The organism is Pseudomonas sp. RW3S2, from assembly GCF_014268955.1.
Lineage (GTDB): Bacteria > Pseudomonadota > Gammaproteobacteria > Pseudomonadales > Pseudomonadaceae > Aquipseudomonas > Aquipseudomonas wayambapalatensis.
Map to the genome: position 1 here is coordinate 119,798 of NZ_JABWRM010000008.1, position 16,995 is coordinate 136,792.

Genomic DNA, 16,995 nt, shown 5'->3' on the forward strand with positions numbered 1-16,995 from the left:
GATGGGGTTCAACCTTTCCGCCTGGGCGCTGCGCAATCGCCAGATCGTACTGTTCCTGATGATCCTGTTGGCGGCCATTGGCGCTATGTCCTACACCAAGCTGGGACAGAGTGAAGATCCACCCTTTACCTTCAAGGCCATGGTCGTGCGTACGTTGTGGCCTGGTGCCACCGCTGAAGAGGTGTCGCGACAGGTCACCGAGCGCATCGAAAAGAAGCTGATGGAGACCGGCGAGTACGACAAGATCGTCTCGTTCTCCCGTCCGGGTGAGTCCCAGGTCACGTTCATGGCTCGCGACTCGATGCATTCGGACGAAATTCCCGAGCTGTGGTACCAGATCCGCAAGAAGGTCGCGGATATTCGTCACACCTTGCCGCCTGAGGTGCAGGGGCCGTTCTTCAACGATGAGTTCGGCACCACGTTCGGCAATATCTACGCCCTGAGCGGGGCAGGCTTCGACTATGCAGTGCTCAAGGATTATGCCGACCGCATCCAGATCCAGCTGCAGCGGGTCAAGGATGTGGGCAAGGTCGAGCTGATCGGCTTGCAGGACGAGAAGATCTGGATCGAGCTGTCCAACACCAAGCTGGCGACCCTGGGGGTGCCGCTGGCCGCGGTGCAGCAGGCGTTGCGCGAGCAGAATGCGGTGAGCACCGCAGGCTTCTTCGAAACGCCCAGCGAGCGCCTGCAACTGCGGGTCAGCGGGCGCTTCGACAGCGTCGAGCAGATTCGCCAGTTCCCTATCCGCGTGGGCGATCGTACCTTCCGCATCGGCGATGTTGCCGAGGTCCATCGCGGCTTCAACGACCCACCTGCGCCGCGCATGCGCTTCATGGGCGAGGATGCCATCGGCCTTGCTGTGTCGATGAAGGACGGCGGTGACATCCTGGTACTGGGCAAAGCGCTGGAAGCCGAGTTCGCCCGGCTCGCGCACGACCTGCCGGCGGGCATGGAGCTGCGCAAGGTGTCCGACCAGCCGGCAGCGGTCAAGGCCGGGGTCGGCGAGTTCATCCAGGTGCTGGTCGAGGCACTGGTCATCGTGTTGCTGGTGAGCTTCTTCTCGCTGGGGGTGCGCACGGGGCTGGTGGTGGCCCTGGCGATCCCGCTGGTGCTGGCCATGACCTTCGCTGCCATGCACTACTTCGGCATCGGCCTGCACAAGATTTCGCTGGGGGCGCTGGTACTGGCCCTGGGGCTGCTGGTGGACGATGCGATCATTGCCGTGGAGATGATGGCGATCAAGATGGAGCAGGGCTACGACCGGCTCAAGGCGGCAAGCTATGCCTGGTCGAGTACCGCCTTCCCGATGCTGACCGGAACACTGATCACCGCCGCAGGCTTTCTGCCGATCGCCACGGCCGCGTCGAGCACCGGCGAATACACCCGTTCGATCTTCCAGGTGGTGACCATCGCGTTGCTGACCTCGTGGGTCGCGGCGGTACTGTTCGTCCCCTATCTGGGCGACCGCCTGCTGCCGGACCTGGCCAAGCGCCATGCGGCGCGTCACGGCAATGGCGAGCATACGCCCGACCCTTATGCCACGCCGTTCTACCAACGTGTGCGCAAGGTGGTGGAGTGGTGCGTGCGTCGTCGCAAGACGGTGATCGTGCTGACCATTGCCGCCTTCGTCGGCAGCATCGTGCTGTTCCGCTTCGTGCCCCAGCAGTTCTTCCCGGCATCGGCGCGGCCTGAGCTGATGATCGACCTGAAGCTGGCCGAAGGTGCTTCGCTGGCCAACACCGCCGAGCAGGTCAAGCGCCTGGAGGCGCTGCTCAAGCAGCAGGATGGTATCGAGAACTACGTGGCCTACGTCGGCACCGGTTCACCGCGTTATTACCTGCCGCTGGACCAGCAACTGCCGGCAGCGAGCTTCGCCCAGTTCGTGGTGCTGGCCAAGTCGCTCAAGGACCGCGAAGCCCTGCGCAGCTGGGCCATTACCACCCTTGACCAGGAATTCCCGCAATTGCGCTCGCGGGTCACGCGCCTTGAGAACGGCCCGCCCGTGGGTTACCCGGTGCAGTTCCGGGTCACCGGCGAACACATCGAGAAAGTGCGCGCCCTGGCCCGAGAGGTGGCGGTCAAGGTGCGCGAGAACCCGCACGTGGTCAACGTGCACCTGGACTGGGAGGAACCGAGCAAGGCGGTGTTCCTGGCAATCGACCAGGACCGCGCCCGCGCGCTCGGCGTGAGTACCGCGCAGCTGTCGAGCTTCCTGCAAAGCTCGTTGACGGGCACCACGGTCAGCCAGTACCGCGAGGACAACGAACTGATCGAAATTCTCTTGCGCGGCACTCGCGAGGAGCGCAGCGACATTGGCGGCCTGGGCAGTCTGGCGCTGCCGACCGACAACGGCCAGAGCGTGGCGTTGTCACAGGTGGCGACGCTGGAGTACGGCTTCGAGGAGGGTGTCATCTGGCACCGCAATCGCCTGCCGACGGTGACCGTGCGTGCCGACATCTACGACAAGGAACAGCCGGACAGCCTGGTCAGGCAGATCCTGCCGACCCTGCAGCAGGTGCGCGAGCAATTGCCCGACGGTTACCTGCTTGAGGTCGGCGGCACGGTGGAGGATGCCCAGCGCGGCCAGCGCTCGGTGAACGCCGGCATGCCGTTGTTCATCGTGGTGGTGCTGAGCCTGCTGATGATCCAGCTGCGCAGTTTCTCGCGCACGGTGATGGTGTTCCTCACCGCACCGTTGGGGCTGATTGGTGTGACCTTGTTCCTGCTGGTGTTCCGCCAGCCGTTCGGCTTCGTGGCGATGCTCGGCACCATCGCGCTGGCAGGGATGATCATGCGTAACTCGGTGATCCTGGTGGACCAGATCGAGCAGGACATCGCCGCTGGGCTGGACCGCTGGCAGGCGATCATCGAGGCTACGGTGCGGCGCTTCCGGCCCATCGTGCTGACGGCATTGGCCGCGGTGCTGGCGATGATTCCACTGTCGCGCAGCGTGTTCTACGGGCCGATGGCAGTGGCGATCATGGGGGGCTTGATCGTGGCGACGGCCTTGACGCTGCTGTTCCTGCCGGCGCTGTATGCGGCCTGGTTCAGGGTGAAGAAGAGCGCCTGAGGTCGACCGTCAGACCGCCGCGATTTCCTCGGCGGTCAGGGCCCTGAACGCGCCTGGCGTCAGGGCCGGGTCCAGGCTGATGGGCCCCATGCTTTCGCGGTGCAGGCCGATCACCTTGTTGTCGAAGTGGCCGAACATGCGCTTGACCTGGTGATAGCGCCCTTCGACGATCGCCAGTCGCGCGCTGCGCGGGCCAAGAATGTCGAGTTGGGCGGGCAGGGTGGTGAGGTCTTCGAAGGCGAAGTAGAAGCCTTCGCGGAACTTTTCGATGTAGTGCGCGCCGATTTCGTCCTCGGTCTCGACCTGATAGACCTTCGCCTGCTTGGTGCGCGGTTGGGTCAGGCGGCGTGACCATTGGCCGTCATTGGTCAGGATCATCAGCCCGGTGGTGTTGTAGTCCAGGCGCCCGGCGATGTGCAGGTCGTCACGCAGGTCGGCCGGCAGCAGGTCGAGTACGGTGGGGTGCTGCGGGTCGCGGGTGGCGCTGACGCACCCCGCGGGCTTGTACAACATCAGGTAGCGTGCCGGGCGCCCGGCCTGCAGCAACTGCTCATCGACCTCGACCCGGCTGAATTCACGCACCTCGTGTCGCGGATCTATCACCGGCTGTGCGTCGACCCGCACACGGCGCTGCACCAGCAGCAAGCGCACCTGCTGGCGGTTGTACTGGGGGAAGTTGGCGAGAAATCGATCGAGGCGCATCGTAGCAATCTTAAAGAGGCTGCCGCTGGTCGGCTGCCTTGAGCTGTTCGTCGACTGCTGCGCAGCGAGGGCACAGGCAGGCCTTGTTGCGCAGTTCGTCGGGAAGCGCTTCGAGCACAGCGGCATCGATGCTGACGCTGAAACACCAGCAGGCCTGGGTGGCACTGCGCGGGTCGGCCAGGGCGCACTGGTTGGCGGCGCCGCAGGCGGGGCAGCGCTGGCTGTCGTTCATGGTGGCTTCCGGGTATTCGCGGTATGTCTGCTCCGAGGCGCGCAGTATATCCGTTGGAGGCTTTTGTCGCGCCTCTGTCTATTTGTATTTCCGGATCGTTCTGTCTGTTTCAATTTGTTGCGCAAATGGCACCGGACCTTGGGCGCACTGTCTTACTCAGTGTCGATCAACGTGTTGCGATCGACGTCCGCCAGCGCCGCTGTGCCGGGCAATCCAGCGGTCCAGGAGGCCGCCATGTACCCTCGAATCCTGTTGGTCGTTCTGCTTGGCCTGATGACCAGTGCCTGTGCCCCTTACTACGGGGGCGGGGGCTATTACCGCAGCGAGTACTACACCGCTGACCGCTACGCCTACCCGGGTTACTACTACCGTCAGGACCGTTACTACGTCGCGCCGCAGCCTCGGTATTACTACCAGACGGCACCGCGTTACTACCGTCCGGCGCCGGCACCTTACTACCGGCCCTACACGCCACCGGTGGTGAACCAGTGGCATGGCAATCCGCGTCATGACTACGGCAACCGCCAGCGCTACGACTACGGGCGTGACCGCGATCGCCAGGACTACCGTGGCGGCGGGCGGGATGATCGCTGGCATTCCAATGGGCAACGCGATCGGGGGCGTGGGGATCGCAACTGGCAGCGATAGGGTCAGCCCAGATCCGCCAGCGGGTGTCGCCCCTCCCAGACTTTGACGAAGTGCGCTTCGACCACCGCTGCTGGCACCTTGCCGATATCCGGCCAGTGCCAGTGCGGTTGGTTGTCTTTGTCGAGCAAGCGAGCGCGCACCCCTTCGCTGAATTCCGGATGCCGACAGCAGTTCAGGCTCATGGCGTATTCCATCTGGAACACCTGGGCCAGCGACAGGTGACGGGCGCGCTGAAGCTGTTCCCAGACCAGATGACCGGTAAGCGGGCAGCCTTCATGCAAGCGCTCGCCCGCCTTGGCCAGCAGTGGATCGGTGTGGTGTCTCAAGCCGCACACGGCCCGCCAGGCGGCTACCGGGTCAGCGACATCGAGCAATGCGTCGATCACGGCGCGGCGAGGCAGCCACTGCGCTTCGGGAAGCTCGGCCCAGGCGCGATGCTGCTCGGCCTTGAGCAGGCTGTTCAGTTGCAAGGCGGTCTGTTCCTGCCAGTTCAGTTGCAGCAGTTCTTTGATCAGCGAAGCCTGCTGCTGCTCGCCGAGGAAACGGTCGGCCAGCCCCAGATCAAGGGCGTCACGGGCATTGATCGGCGCGCCGGTCAGCCCCAGGAACAGCCCAAGCTTGCCCGGCAGGCGGCTGAGGAACCAACTGGCACCGACATCTGGATACAGGCCAATGCTCACTTCCGGCATCGCCAGCCGGCTGCTGGGGGTGACGATACGCACATTGGCGCCCTGCAGCAGGCCCATGCCGCCGCCCAGCACATGACCGTGGCCCCAGCACAATAGCGGCTTGGGGTAGGTGTGCAGCAGATAGTCGAGGCGATATTCGGCGGCGAAGAAGGTTGCTGCCAGCGGTGGCACGCTGCCGGGATGCTCGCGACAGGCCTGCACCAGCGCGCGCACATCGCCGCCTGCGCAGAAGGCCTTTTCGCCGTTGCCGCGCAGCAGCACGCAGACGACGCCCGGATCGCGCGCCCATTCGCGCAGGTGCGAATCGAGCATCTCGATCATCGGCAGGGTCAGGGCGTTCAGGGTCTTGGCGGCATCCAGGGTGGCGATGCCGATACGGGCGCCATCGGCGCCGGTGAGTACCTCGCAATGAATGGACATGGACAACCTCGCGCAAGTCGTCGCACAAGTATGGCTTGCCTGACCGATCGTGCCTGTCACCGGTCGGAGCGATTGACAAGCGGGGGCGGCTTTCCTAGTGTCGCGCCCACTCTGATTCAGGATTGCTCCATGACCGACGACGATCGCATCAAGCTCGAACCCAGCTGGAAGGCCGCGCTGCGCGCCGAGTTCGACCAGCCCTACATGCACCAGCTGCGCGAGTTCCTGCGCCAGGAGCATGCCGCCGGCAAGGAGATCTATCCACCTGGGCCGCTGATCTTCAATGCCCTCAACACCACGCCGCTGGACAAGGTGAAGGTGGTGATCCTCGGCCAGGACCCTTACCACGGCCCGGGCCAGGCCCATGGCCTGTGCTTCTCGGTGCAGCCGGGGGTGCCGACGCCGCCTTCGCTGGTGAACATCTACAAGGAGCTGCAGCGCGACCTGAACCTGCCGATCCCCAATCATGGCTACCTGCAGAGCTGGGCCGAGCAGGGGGTGTTGCTGCTCAATACCACCATGACTGTCGAGCGCGCCAATGCTGCGTCGCATGCCAAGAAGGGTTGGGAGTTCTTCACCGACCGCATCATCCAGCTGGTCAGCGAGCAGTGCGAGAACGTGGTGTTCCTGCTGTGGGGATCGCATGCGCAGAGCAAGCAGAAGCTGATCGACGGGACCAAGCATCTGGTGCTCAAGTCGGTGCATCCGTCACCGTTGTCGGCGTATCGCGGTTTTTTGGGCTGCGGGCATTTCAGCCGGACCAACAGCTTCCTGCAGCAGCGCGGATTGGAGCCCATCAATTGGGCGGTGCCGCCTTTGTAAGGGCTTGCGGTCGGGTTGGCCTCTTCGCGGGCAAGCCCGCTCTCAGCCAGTGGGGGCGGCGGTTCGGCGCTCCGACTTGCCCGCGAAGAGGTCGACCGGTCAATCGTCCTGGCGTATCCAATACCTGAACATCGGTTCTGCCAGGAACAGCACGAACAGCAAGCGCATCACCTGCAGCGCCGTCACCAACGGCACCGACAGTTGCAGGGTCTCCGCCGTCAGGCTCATCTCGGCGATCCCGCCCGGCATCATCCCCAATGTCAGCGAACGCAGGTCCAGGTGGCTGAACAGGCTCAGCCCCCAGGCCGCGCCGCCTGCGATCAGCATGCACAGGGCCGTCGCCACCAGGGTGCGCCCCAGGAAGGCCGGCGCACGGCGGAAGAACGCGCGGTTGAAGTGGCAGGCCAGGCCGCTGCCGATCAGCCACTGGCCGATCTGGCTGGCGCCGTTGGGCAGGCCGATCTGCAGGTTGTTGGCCAGGCTGATGCTGGCAGCCACCAGCAGTGGCCCGAACAACCAGGGATTGGGCTGGCGCAGGCGCTGCCAGAGCAGCGCCACGCCAATGCTCAGCGGCGCGATCAGCGCCAGCCAACCCCAACTGACGCTGCCGGCATGGTTCAGCGCCACGCCATCGCCCAGCAGCAGCTTGAACAGCGCCGGTACGCACAGCACCACCGCCAGTACGCGCAGGCTCTGCGCCGCCGCCACTTGGCTGAGCACCGCACCATTGCGCGCGCCCAGGTTGACCATCTCGCCCGAGCCGCCGGGCATGCTGGCAAAGAATGCCGTGGCACGGTCCTCGCCGGACCGGCGCAGCAGCCACACGCCGACGCCGCTGGAGACCGTGGTCAGCAGTGCGCCGAAGAAGATCAAGCCGAAATGGCTGGCAACCTGTTCGATCACTTCTGGGGTGAAGTGCAGGCCGATACCGATACCGATCACCCACTGCCCGCATTTACGGCCGTTGGGGATTTCCGACAGTTGCCAGGGGGTGAGGCAGCGCACCGCAATGATCGCCAGCAGCGAGCCGACCATCCACGGCAAAGGCCAGCCGACCTTGCTGGCGATGAAACCGCCAGCAAGTCCGACCAGCCCGGTGGCCCAGAACAGCGGCAACGACCGATCAGGCATCGGCCATGGCCCGGCGCTGCAGGCTGCGGCGGCGCCAGATGCGCAGCAGCGGCAGGGCCAGCATGCAGACCACCAGTGCCCATACGCTCATGCTGATCGGGCTGGACCAGAGGATGCCCAGCTCGCCGTTGGAGATCGACAGCGCACGGCGCAGGTTCTGCTCCATCAGCCCGCCGAGGATGAAGCCCAGCAGGATCGGCGACAGCGGGAAGTCCAGCTTGCGCAGGATATAGCCCATGATGCCGATGCCGACCATCAGGAACAGGTCGAAGGTGGTGGCGTGCACGGCGTAGACGCCGATCGCGGTGATGATCGCGATCACCGGCACCAGCGCCCAGTTCGGTACGGCAAGGATGCGGGTGAAGATGCGGATCATCGGGATGTTCAGGATCACCAGCATGATGTTGGCGATGAACAGCGAGGCGATCAGGCCCCACACGATGTCAGGCTGCTGTTCGAACAGCAGTGGGCCGGGGGTGATGTTGTACAGGGTCAGTGCACCGATCATCACGGCGGTGGTGCCCGAACCTGGTACGCCCAGGGTCAGCATTGGCACCAGGGCGCCGCAGCAGGATGCACCGATGGCGGTTTCCGGGGCGGCGAGGCCACGGGCGTCGCCCTTGCCGAACTTGCCGCTGGCACCGGCGATACGCTTCTCGGTCATGTACGCCACGGCGCTGGCCAGGGTGGCACCGGCACCGGGCAGCACGCCCATGAAGAAGCCGAGCAGGCCGCAGCGAATGTTGACGACGAAGACCGAGGCGGCTTCCTTGAGGTTGAACAGCATGCGCCCGGTGGCCTTGACCGCCTGGTGGCCATGGTGGGTCTTCTCCAGCAGCAGGAGAATCTCGCTGATGGAGAACAGGCCCAGTACCAGCACGACGAACTGGATACCGTCGGCCAGGTGAACGCTGTCACCGGTGAAGCGGTACACGCCGCTGTTGGCGTCGATGCCCACGGCCGACAGGAACAGGCCGATCAGTGCAGCGATGAAGGTCTTCAGTGGCTTGTCGCCGGCCATGCCGCCGAGGGCGACGATGGCGAACACCATCAACACGAAGTATTCCGCCGGTCCGAAGGCGATCGCCCATTTCGCCAGCAGCGGCGCGAACAGCACCATGCCGCAGGTGGCGATGAGGGCGCCGATGAACGAGCTCCAGGCCGACAGTGACAGGGCGACACCGGCCAGACCCTGGCGGGCCATGGGGTAGCCATCGAGGGTGGTCATCACGGTCGAGGCTTCGCCCGGGATGTTCAGCAGGATCGAACTGATCCGGCCGCCGTATTCGCAGCCCAGATACACCGCGGCCAGCAGGATCAGCGCCGACTCCGGCGGCAGACCGAGGGCGAAGGCGATGGGGATCAGCAGCGCCACGCCGTTGATCGGGCCCAGACCTGGCAACAGGCCGACCACGGTGCCGATCAGGGTGCCGCTCAGGGCGGTGACCAGGTTGTAGGGGCTCAGGGCGACGCCGAAGCCCTGGCCGAGGTAGCTCAAGGTATCCATGTGTCAGTTCTCCAGTACGTCGAGCAGGCCGAGGGGCAGGGGGACATCCATCACCCGGTCGAACAGCCAGTAGAGGAAGATGCTCATGCCCACCACCACGATCGCGCTGTGCAGCCAGCGGCCGCCATACAGGCGGGCCATGGGCAGGCCGGCGAGGACGGCGCTGAGGATGAAGCCCAGCGACTCGAAGGTGGCGGCGAAGACGATCAGCAGGCCGACGCAGGCGGCGATCTTGGTGAGGGTCTCGCGGTCCAGGGGGACTTCGTCGTCCTTGTGCACGATGGGCGTCGGACGAATCGCCAGATACAAGAGGCCCAGGCTCATCAGGCCGAGCATCAGCAGCGGGTAGGCACGCGGGCCCACCGGCTCATAGGAAAACGCCGCCTGGTACGGCCAGGCCATAACGGCCAGGGCGGCGCAGACCGCCAGCAGCACCAGGGCGAAGATGCGTTGCAGGATCATGAAGGAATCCTCGATAGAAGCGGCTTTCATGCTTCCTTCGTGGGGGCGGGCAAGCCCGCTCCCACAAGGGCCGAGATTACTGGATCAGGCCGAATTCCTTGGCCAGGGTCTTGTAGTCGGCGACCTGCTTCTTCACATAGCCATCGAGCTCTTCACCGGTCATGGCGAACGGGAACAGCTCGCGCTGGTCACGCAGCTTGGCGAAGTCTTCCGAGGCCAGCAGCTTGTCGAACGACGCTTTCCACCAGGCGTACTCTTCGTCGCTCACCTTCGGGCCGACGTAGAAGCCGCGCACCACCGGCCAGACGATGTCGTAGCCCTGCTCCTTGGCGGTCGGGATGTTCTTCATTTCAGGCTCGTCCAGGCGATTTTCCGAGAACACCGCGAGGATGCGCATGCTGCCGCTCTGGATGTGTGGCATGGAGTCGGAAATGTCGGTCGAACCCACCTGGATATGGCCGCCGAGCAGCGCGGTGGCGATTTCGCCGCCGCCTTCCAGGGCCACGTAGCGCAGGTCGCGCGGGTTGATGCCGGCAGCCTTGGCGATCAGCGCGGTCTGCATCCAGTCCTGGCTACCGACGGTGCCGCCGGAACCGATCACCACCTTGCTCGGGTCTTTCTTCAGTGCGGCAACCAGGTCATCGAGGGTCTTGTAGGGCGAGTCGCTTTTCACTGCGATGGCGCCATAGCTGGTGCCGACGGCGGCCAGCCATTTCACCGCGTTCTCGTCGAAGCGGCCGAACTTGCCCTGGGCCAGGTTCAGCAGCGAGCCGCTGGACCAGGCCACCAGCGTACCGCCATCGGCCGGACGCTGGGCTACCACGGCGTTGTAGGCCACCGCGCCGACACCGCCTGGCATGTAGGTGACGCGCATGGGTTTGCTGAGGATTTTCTCCTCGACCAGTGCGCTCTGCACCAGTTTGCAGGTCAGGTCAAAACCACCGCCGGGCGAGGCCGGGGCGATGCATTCGGGGCGTTTCGGTTCGGCGGCCAGGGCGTTGCCGGCCAGCAGCAGGCAGCCGGTGGCCAGGACGAGTCGGCGCAGTGAAAGGTTCATCGTCTATCTCCGTGAGTGTTGTTGTTATGGGTTACCACAGGGCCACGCTGTAGCTGACCAGCAGGCGTACTTCATCGGCGTCGCGGGCGAAGTTGGAGCGGAAGGTAGCGTTGCGCAGGCGCACCGCGACGTTCTTCAGCGGACCGCTCTGCACCACATACTTGAACTCGGTGTTGCGTTCCCATTCCTTGCCCTCGCTGCCATCGGCGCGGCTGACGTTGTCGCCGTTGATGTAGCGGGTCATGAAGGTCAGGCCAGGAATGCCCAGGGAAGCGAAGTTGTAGTCGTAGCGTACTTGCCAGGAGCGTTCGTCGGCGCCGGCGAAGTCGTTGATCTGGACGAAGTTGACCAGGTACGGGTCGGCGCCGTCGACATAGGGGAAGGCGCTGTCGCCGGACAGGTGCTGGTAGGCGGCGCTGAACTTGTGGCCGCTGAGCGCGTAGCTGAGCATGCCGTTGACCGTGGTGTTGTCGATCTTGCCGGCCAGGGCCTTGCCCTGTTCGTCACTCTTCGAGAGGCGCAGGTCGGCGCCGAAGGTGCCCGGCCCCCAGGGCTGTGTGGCGACCATGCCGACGAAGTGCTGGCGGTAGATGTCATCGAGCTGGGCGAAGTGGTAGCTGCCGGTGATGCGGTCGGTGAACTTGTAGTCCAGGCCACCCAGGTCGAAGTGGTCGGCGCGGAACGTACCACCGAAGCGGCCGTTCTTGTTGTTCAGCGCCAGGTCTTCCCAGTTGGTGTCGTCACGGTCCTTGGCCTTTTCAAGGCGCCCGCCAGTGAAGGTCAGGTTCTTGATCTCGCGGGAGGTGAGCAGGCCGCCTTCGAAGGTCTGCGGCAGGATGCGCCCATCGTTGGGCTGCAGCGTCGGCAGTTCCGGGATCAGGGTGCCGACTTTCAACTCGGTCTGGGAGATCTTGACCTTGCCGGTCAGGCCGAGCTTGGAGTACTCGTTGGCCGCCTTGCCGTCGTCATGGGTCGGCAGCAGGCCGGTGCCTGTGCGGTCCTTGCTGGAGTCGAGCTTGATGCCGAGCATGCCCAGGGCGTCGAGGCCGAAGCCCACGGTGCCGTCGGTATAGCCGGATTCGAAATTGAGCATGAAGCCCTGGGCCCATTCGTCGCGTTTGGATTGTTGCGCGCTGGTGCCATCGCGGAAGTCGCGATTGAAGTACATGTTTCGGGTTTCGAAGGTGGCCGTACTGTCTTCGAAGAAGGCGGCCTGGCTCATCGGAGCAATGCCGGCAAGGGCAATGGCGCTGGCGAGCGTGGAAGGGCGGGCGGAAAGGGACCGGCTGGGCTGCATTGACAGCATCGTCGTCTGACTCCGTTTTATTGTTCTTATTCGTTGCACCTTGCTGGTGCTTTTTTCGGCGCGTGGAGCGACCGTGGTGCGATGCTAGGTGGCGAACCTTTCGCTAACCTTTCAGCGCGAAAGGTTTGTCACAAGGGCTTCACAGTGCCGGCGAGGGCGTTACACTCCGCGCCACCGCCCAACCCGAGCAGGGAGAATCCGATGCGTGTGTTGCTGGTCGAAGACCATCTGCCGTTGGCTGAAAGCGTGGCCCAGGCCCTCAAGAGCCAGGGCTTGACCGTGGATGTGCTGCATGACGGCGTGGCCGCCGACCTGGCCCTGGCCAGCGAGGACTATGCTGTCGCCGTGCTGGATGTCGGCCTGCCGCGCATGGACGGTTTCGAAGTGCTGGCGCGCCTGCGCTCGCGGGGCAAGACCCTGCCGGTGCTGATGCTCACCGCGCGCAGCGACGTCAAGGACCGCGTGCACGGCCTGAACCTTGGGGCCGACGACTACCTGGCCAAGCCTTTCGAGCTCACCGAGCTTGAGGCGCGGGTCAAGGCACTGCTGCGCCGTAGCGTGCTCGGTGGCGAACGTCAGCAACGTTGCGGGCCCCTGGTGTATGACCTGGACACGCGGCGCTTTGCGCTGGGTGACGAGCCGCTGACCTTGACCTCGCGCGAACAGAGCGTGCTCGAGGCGCTGATCGCCCGTCCCGGGCGGGTGATGAGCAAGGAGCAATTGGCCGCACAGGTGTTTGGCCTGGACGAAGAAGCCAGCCCCGATGCCATCGAGATCTACATCCATCGCCTGCGCAAGAAGCTCGATGGCCACCCGGTGGCGATCGTCACGTTCCGCGGCCTGGGCTACCTGCTCGAGCATCGCGATGCGTGACAACGGCAGCCTGCGCGCGCGCCTGCTCGGCAACCTGGCGCTGTTGCTCGTGGTGCTGATGCTGGCCAGCGGCCTGAGCGCTTACTGGAATGGCCGCGAGGCCGCCGACACCGCCTATGACCGCACGCTGCTGGCCTCGGCGCGGACCATTGCCGCCGGCCTTTCCCAGCGTGATGGCACGCTCAGCGCCGATGTGCCCTATGTGGCGCTGGACACCTTCGCCTACGACAGCGCCGGACGCATCTACTACCAGGTGCTGGATATCCACCAGAGGCTGATTTCCGGTTACGAGAAGCTGCCGCCGCCGCCCCCTGGCACACCGCGCACCGACGACTATCCGGCACTGGCGCGCTTCTACAACGCCACTTACCTGGGCCAGGATGTGCGCGTGGTGAGCCTGCTCAAGGCCGTCAGCGAACCGAACATGAACGGCATGGCCGAGATCCGCGTGGCCGAGACCGAAGAGGCGCGGGTGAGCATGGCGCGCGGACTGATGGCCGACACGTTGCTGCGCCTGGGCATGCTTGCGCTGGGCGCGCTGGTGATGGTGTGGTTCGCGGTCAGTGCTGCACTGCGTCCGCTGGAGCGTCTGCGCACGGCGGTGGAGGCCCGTCAGCCCGACGATCTGCGGGCCCTGCCGGTGGTGCAGGTGCAGCATGAACTGGGGCCGCTGGTTCGGGCCTTGAACCACTTCACCGAGCGGCTGCGCGGCCAGTTCGAGCGCCAGGCGCAGTTCATCGCCGATGCTGCCCACGAGTTGCGCACACCACTGGCGGCGCTCAAGGCTCGGGTGGAGTTGGGCTTGCGCTCGCGGGAGCCCGAGGAGTGGCGCCAGACCCTGGAGTCTGCGGCCCAGGGGACTGATCGCCTTACCCACCTGGCCAACCAGTTGCTGTCGCTGGCCCGTGTGGAAAATGGCGCCCGGGCAATTGCCGAAGGCGGTGCAAAGCGCCTGGATCTCAGCCAGCTGGCCCGCGAACTGGGCATGGCCATGGCGCCGCTGGCCCATGCCCGGGGTGTTGCCCTGGCGCTGGAAGCCGAGGCGCCGGTTTGGCTGAAGGGCGAGCCGACCTTGCTCAACGAGCTGCTCAGCAACCTGGTGGACAATGCCCTGGCCCACACACCGATGGGCGGCAACGTGATCCTGCGCGTGCTGGCCCCTGCGGTGCTGGAGGTCGAGGACGATGGGCCGGGGATTCCACTGGATGATCGCGAGCGCGTGTTCGAGCGCTTCTACCGGCGCAGTGCCCAAGGCAGTGGGCTAGGGTTGGCGATCGTCGGCGAAATTTGCCGTGCGCATCTGGCGCAGATCAGCCTGCATGATGGCGACAACGGCGGTTTGAAGGTGCGGGTGAGCTTCATCGCGGATTGACCGCCGCACCCGCGGCAGTCAGCGCAACATGTCCCGTGCCTCGACCAGCTCCAGCAGATCCAGCTCTTTGCCCTCCGGCAAGCGCAGCAGCTTGTAGGCGGGCAGGCTGGTCAAGGGCTGGCCGCGCCCGCGCAGGCTGAGCGAGCGGGCGATCTGGACGATGCCGATGTAGTCGATCTTGTCGGTCTCGCGCTCCAGGTCCTGGACCTGGCTGGGCAGGTTGACCAGTTGCTCGGGAAACTCCCAGGCGCTGAGGATCTTGTCGCCCAGCACGGGATGGATCTGTTCGATCACGAAGTGCAGGCACACCGGGTCGGACAGCAGCTCGTTGTGCTCTTCGGCGTAGATCAGTACCGGCAGGGCGCCGATCTGGTGCACAAGACCACCCAGGGTGGCCTGGTCGGGTTTGAGGTGGGTGTAGCGTCTGCAGATTTCGTAACTGATGCCCGCCACTTCCAGGCTGTTTTCCCAGATATCGCGCAGCTTGTGTTCCACCGCCGGCGATCGGGCATGGAAGATCTGTTCGATCACCAGGCCGATAGCCAGGTTGCAGCTGTAGTTGACGCCCAGGCGTGTGATCGCGGTGTGCAGGTCGGTGACCTCCACCAGTGCGCGCAGCAGCGGGCTGTTGACCACCTTGATCAGGCGCGCCGACAGCGCAGCATCGCGACCGATCACGCGGCTCAAGGCGGCCACGCTGATTTCGCTGTCTTCGGCGGCTTCGCGGATGCTCAGGGCAACCTCGGGCAGCGTGGGCAGGACCAGGTCGTCGTTGTCGATGGCAGCGAGCAACTGCGCTTGAACCATCTCGGCCAGCTTGTTCATGGACTTCTCTACCGCAGTGGTGGGGCTGCCCCGCCGCAGCGGCGGGGCGGGCTGGTCAGCGCTGGATTTCCCGATCGCGGTCCAGTTCGTAGGGCAGGTCGAGCAGGGTCAGGCGTGGGCCTTCGAGGCTGCCCAGGTGCAGGTTGTCATCTTCCACCGAGTCGGCGCTGAGCACTGCCAGCAGTTCGACACCTTGCTCGGCCGGTGCCGCGATGACCACCTCGCCGACCGAGGAGCCGTGGGTGGGCGAGAAGATCTCTGCGCCGGGTGCGGGGGCTTCGTCCACGGGCAGCGAGAGGCGATACTGGCGACGCTTGAGCTTGCCCAGGTACTGCATGCGCGCGACGATTTCCTGGCCGGTATAGCAGCCCTTCTTGAAACTCACGCCGTCGACGGCCTGCAGGTTGATCATCTGCGGGATGAACAGTTCACGGGTCGGGCCCATGACCTGGCCGATGCCGGCGCGGATCTGGCCCAGCAGCCAGGAATCCAGCGTGCCTTCGGGCAGTGCGGCGGCGAGGACTTCGCGCACGTTGGCGGCCTGTTCGGCGGGCACCCACAGTTCGACGCGTGCAGGCGAGACAGCGATGGCGACGAGCCCTTCATGACGCACGGTGGCGCCGGCTGCCTGTGGTGTTTCAAGCCCCAGCGCGTGCAGCGCGGCATCGCCCTGCTGCAGGCCGAAGCGTACCCAGGCGGGGCTTTCGTCGGTCAGCGTGGCCTTGGAGAACACCGCGTACTTCTTCAGATCCGCCAATTGCGCCTCGAGCAGTTCGCTGGCCATGGCAAGCAGATAGCCATTGCCTTCGGGCAGGATGCGGAAGCTGGATTGCATGCGGCCTTTGACCATGCAGCGAGCGCCGAGACTGGCGTGCTGCGGATTCAGATAGTCGAGGTTGCAGGTCAGCTGGCCTTGCAGGAACTTGCCGGCGTCGGAGCCGCGGACAGCGAGGATGCCCTCGTGGGACAGGGGACAGAAGAAAGCGGAGTCGGCCATGGGTCATCGCGGTAGCTATAAAGACTGGCGGCCATCATAGAACGCCAGTAACAAAATAGGTAGGTGACTAGACCAATGCCTCGTGCCGCTGTGGTTGCAGCGCGGTATACTGCGCGACCATTCGAGGAGGGCCCCATGGTCGAACAAACTGAACTCAACCGGCTTTTCTGGCACAGCCGCCGCGGCATGCTGGAGCTGGACGTGCTGCTCGTACCCTTCACCCAGGAGGTTTACCCGAACCTGAGCGAAGCGGATCGCGAACTGTACCGCCGCCTGTTGACCTGCGAGGACCAGGACATGTTCGGCTGGTTCATGGAGCGTAACGAATCCGAAGACCCTGAGCTGCAGCGCATGGTCCGCATCATCCTGGACCGTGTCCAGCCCAAGTGAGTGCTTCGAGTGCCGTTGGCAGGGCTCGCGCCTGCTGCTGACGGCCTATCTTGCCGGGCAGGCGCTGGCGCTCGCCACTCTGTGGTTCAGTGCCTTGCCTTGGTGGTTGGCAACCTGCGTGCTGATTGCCTGCCTCGCCCATGCCTGTTGGGTGATTCCCCGTCGTATCCTCCTGACCCATCCTGATGCCGTGAGCGGTCTGCGCCGTGATGCGCGTGGCTGGCAGGCGTTCAGCCGTGCCCATGGCTGGCAGCGGGTGAGGTTGTGCCGTGACAGCGTCGCGCTGCCGGTGATGGTGGTGTTGCGCTTCGTGCGCGAAGGGCGGCGGGTTGCCCAGAGCCAGTGCATTCCAAGGGATGCGCTGACGGCGGATGAGCACCGACAGCTTCGTGTGCGCTTGAAGTTCAGCCGACGCCGATGGGTGATGGCTGTAGAGTGAAGTGGGTGTTGCCGACCTCTTCGCGGGCAAGTCGCCGCGGCGAAAAGGCCGGC

Annotated in this window: 17 protein-coding genes; 7 read left to right on the plus strand and 10 right to left on the minus strand. The window is 64.9% G+C overall.

Going from position 1 to position 16,995, the window contains the following annotated elements; genetic code table 11:
* Nucleotide 1 precedes the first annotated feature (1 nt).
* Nucleotides 2-3,070: an efflux RND transporter permease subunit gene (locus HU748_RS13430; protein WP_186720686.1), complete on the plus strand. Its 3,069-nt coding sequence runs from the start codon at nucleotides 2-4 to the stop codon at nucleotides 3,068-3,070.
* Nucleotides 3,071-3,079: 9 nt separating this feature from the next.
* Here HU748_RS13430 and HU748_RS13435 read toward each other — a convergent pair whose 3' ends face one another.
* Both HU748_RS13435 and HU748_RS13440 read right to left on the minus strand, forming a co-directional pair.
* Nucleotides 3,080-3,772, minus strand: a complete 693-nt coding sequence (locus HU748_RS13435) for a pseudouridine synthase (RefSeq protein WP_186710656.1) — start codon at nucleotides 3,770-3,772, stop codon at nucleotides 3,080-3,082.
* A gap of 10 nt (nucleotides 3,773-3,782) precedes the next feature.
* Nucleotides 3,783-4,004: a cysteine-rich CWC family protein gene (locus HU748_RS13440; RefSeq protein WP_065863133.1), complete on the minus strand. Its 222-nt coding sequence runs from the start codon at nucleotides 4,002-4,004 to the stop codon at nucleotides 3,783-3,785.
* 234 nt (nucleotides 4,005-4,238) lie between these two features.
* On the opposite strand from HU748_RS13440, the gene HU748_RS13445 reads away from it, so the two are divergent.
* Nucleotides 4,239-4,652: a hypothetical protein gene (locus HU748_RS13445; protein ID WP_186720688.1), complete on the plus strand. Its 414-nt coding sequence runs from the start codon at nucleotides 4,239-4,241 to the stop codon at nucleotides 4,650-4,652.
* Between the two features lie 2 nt (nucleotides 4,653-4,654).
* On the opposite strand, the gene HU748_RS13450 is transcribed toward HU748_RS13445, so the two are convergent.
* The gene (locus tag HU748_RS13450) at nucleotides 4,655-5,761 is read right to left on the minus strand and encodes an enoyl-CoA hydratase/isomerase family protein (RefSeq protein ID WP_186720689.1); all 1,107 of its coding nucleotides are present in this window, start codon (nucleotides 5,759-5,761) and stop codon (nucleotides 4,655-4,657) included.
* A 129-nt stretch (nucleotides 5,762-5,890) separates the two neighbouring features.
* Here HU748_RS13450 and ung point away from each other — a divergent pair, with 129 nt between their 5' ends.
* A complete protein-coding gene (gene ung / locus HU748_RS13455; protein WP_186668619.1) occupies nucleotides 5,891-6,583 on the plus strand; it encodes a uracil-DNA glycosylase in 693 nt (230 codons plus the stop codon).
* Nucleotides 6,584-6,682: 99 nt separating this feature from the next.
* Here the strand turns inward: ung and HU748_RS13460 are convergent, their stop codons facing one another.
* From HU748_RS13460 to HU748_RS13480, 5 genes are all read right to left on the minus strand, one after another.
* Entirely contained in the window at nucleotides 6,683-7,714 is a 1,032-nt protein-coding gene (locus HU748_RS13460) for an AbrB family transcriptional regulator (protein ID WP_186668617.1), read from the minus strand.
* Nucleotides 7,707-9,221, minus strand: a complete 1,515-nt coding sequence (locus HU748_RS13465; protein WP_186668616.1) for a tripartite tricarboxylate transporter permease — start codon at nucleotides 9,219-9,221, stop codon at nucleotides 7,707-7,709. The genes HU748_RS13460 and HU748_RS13465 overlap by 8 nt, the downstream gene beginning before the upstream one ends.
* 3 nt (nucleotides 9,222-9,224) lie before the next feature.
* A complete protein-coding gene (locus tag HU748_RS13470; protein ID WP_186668800.1) occupies nucleotides 9,225-9,683 on the minus strand; it encodes a tripartite tricarboxylate transporter TctB family protein in 459 nt (152 codons plus the stop codon).
* 76 nt (nucleotides 9,684-9,759) lie between these two features.
* On the minus strand, nucleotides 9,760-10,740 hold the full coding sequence (locus HU748_RS13475; protein WP_186720691.1) for a tripartite tricarboxylate transporter substrate binding protein: 981 nt from the start codon (nucleotides 10,738-10,740) through the stop codon (nucleotides 9,760-9,762).
* Between the two features lie 31 nt (nucleotides 10,741-10,771).
* The gene (locus HU748_RS13480; RefSeq protein ID WP_186668615.1) at nucleotides 10,772-12,046 is read right to left on the minus strand and encodes an OprD family porin; all 1,275 of its coding nucleotides are present in this window, start codon (nucleotides 12,044-12,046) and stop codon (nucleotides 10,772-10,774) included.
* 201 nt (nucleotides 12,047-12,247) lie between these two features.
* On the opposite strand from HU748_RS13480, the gene HU748_RS13485 reads away from it, so the two are divergent.
* On the plus strand, nucleotides 12,248-12,919 hold the full coding sequence (locus HU748_RS13485; RefSeq protein WP_054891845.1) for a response regulator: 672 nt from the start codon (nucleotides 12,248-12,250) through the stop codon (nucleotides 12,917-12,919).
* Nucleotides 12,912-14,291 (plus strand): sensor histidine kinase, encoded by a 1,380-nt coding sequence (locus tag HU748_RS13490; protein WP_186668614.1) that lies wholly within the window; start codon nucleotides 12,912-12,914, stop codon nucleotides 14,289-14,291. The genes HU748_RS13485 and HU748_RS13490 overlap by 8 nt, the downstream gene beginning before the upstream one ends.
* 18 nt (nucleotides 14,292-14,309) lie before the next feature.
* On the opposite strand, the gene HU748_RS13495 is transcribed toward HU748_RS13490, so the two are convergent.
* Both HU748_RS13495 and HU748_RS13500 read right to left on the minus strand, forming a co-directional pair.
* Nucleotides 14,310-15,116, minus strand: a complete 807-nt coding sequence (locus HU748_RS13495) for an HDOD domain-containing protein (protein ID WP_186668613.1) — start codon at nucleotides 15,114-15,116, stop codon at nucleotides 14,310-14,312.
* Between the two features lie 55 nt (nucleotides 15,117-15,171).
* Nucleotides 15,172-16,113 (minus strand): folate-binding protein YgfZ, encoded by a 942-nt coding sequence (locus HU748_RS13500; RefSeq protein WP_186720693.1) that lies wholly within the window; start codon nucleotides 16,111-16,113, stop codon nucleotides 15,172-15,174.
* Nucleotides 16,114-16,248: 135 nt separating this feature from the next.
* Between HU748_RS13500 and HU748_RS13505 the strand changes: the two genes are divergently transcribed.
* Nucleotides 16,249-16,503 (plus strand): succinate dehydrogenase assembly factor 2, encoded by a 255-nt coding sequence (locus tag HU748_RS13505; RefSeq protein WP_054891841.1) that lies wholly within the window; start codon nucleotides 16,249-16,251, stop codon nucleotides 16,501-16,503.
* A complete protein-coding gene (locus tag HU748_RS13510; protein ID WP_186720695.1) occupies nucleotides 16,487-16,942 on the plus strand; it encodes a protein YgfX in 456 nt (151 codons plus the stop codon). Before HU748_RS13505 ends, HU748_RS13510 begins: the two co-directional genes overlap by 17 nt.
* Nucleotides 16,943-16,995 lie beyond the last annotated feature (53 nt).

Coding starts and splice junctions, on each gene's coding strand:
- HU748_RS13440 (WP_065863133.1), bottom strand. CDS start 4,004: ATGAACGACAGCCAGCGCTGCCCCGCCTGCGGCGCCGCCAACCAGTGC.
- HU748_RS13495 (WP_186668613.1), bottom strand. CDS start 15,116: ATGAACAAGCTGGCCGAGATGGTTCAAGCGCAGTTGCTCGCTGCCATC.
- HU748_RS13475 (WP_186720691.1), bottom strand. CDS start 10,740: ATGAACCTTTCACTGCGCCGACTCGTCCTGGCCACCGGCTGCCTGCTG.
- HU748_RS13505 (WP_054891841.1), top strand. CDS start 16,249: ATGGTCGAACAAACTGAACTCAACCGGCTTTTCTGGCACAGCCGCCGC.
- HU748_RS13480 (WP_186668615.1), bottom strand. CDS start 12,046: ATGCTGTCAATGCAGCCCAGCCGGTCCCTTTCCGCCCGCCCTTCCACG.
- ung (WP_186668619.1), top strand. CDS start 5,891: ATGACCGACGACGATCGCATCAAGCTCGAACCCAGCTGGAAGGCCGCG.
- HU748_RS13460 (WP_186668617.1), bottom strand. CDS start 7,714: ATGCCTGATCGGTCGTTGCCGCTGTTCTGGGCCACCGGGCTGGTCGGA.
- HU748_RS13450 (WP_186720689.1), bottom strand. CDS start 5,761: ATGTCCATTCATTGCGAGGTACTCACCGGCGCCGATGGCGCCCGTATC.
- HU748_RS13435 (WP_186710656.1), bottom strand. CDS start 3,772: ATGCGCCTCGATCGATTTCTCGCCAACTTCCCCCAGTACAACCGCCAG.
- HU748_RS13490 (WP_186668614.1), top strand. CDS start 12,912: ATGCGTGACAACGGCAGCCTGCGCGCGCGCCTGCTCGGCAACCTGGCG.
- HU748_RS13430 (WP_186720686.1), top strand. CDS start 2: ATGGGGTTCAACCTTTCCGCCTGGGCGCTGCGCAATCGCCAGATCGTA.
- HU748_RS13470 (WP_186668800.1), bottom strand. CDS start 9,683: ATGATCCTGCAACGCATCTTCGCCCTGGTGCTGCTGGCGGTCTGCGCC.
- HU748_RS13445 (WP_186720688.1), top strand. CDS start 4,239: ATGTACCCTCGAATCCTGTTGGTCGTTCTGCTTGGCCTGATGACCAGT.
- HU748_RS13500 (WP_186720693.1), bottom strand. CDS start 16,113: ATGGCCGACTCCGCTTTCTTCTGTCCCCTGTCCCACGAGGGCATCCTC.
- HU748_RS13485 (WP_054891845.1), top strand. CDS start 12,248: ATGCGTGTGTTGCTGGTCGAAGACCATCTGCCGTTGGCTGAAAGCGTG.
- HU748_RS13465 (WP_186668616.1), bottom strand. CDS start 9,221: ATGGATACCTTGAGCTACCTCGGCCAGGGCTTCGGCGTCGCCCTGAGC.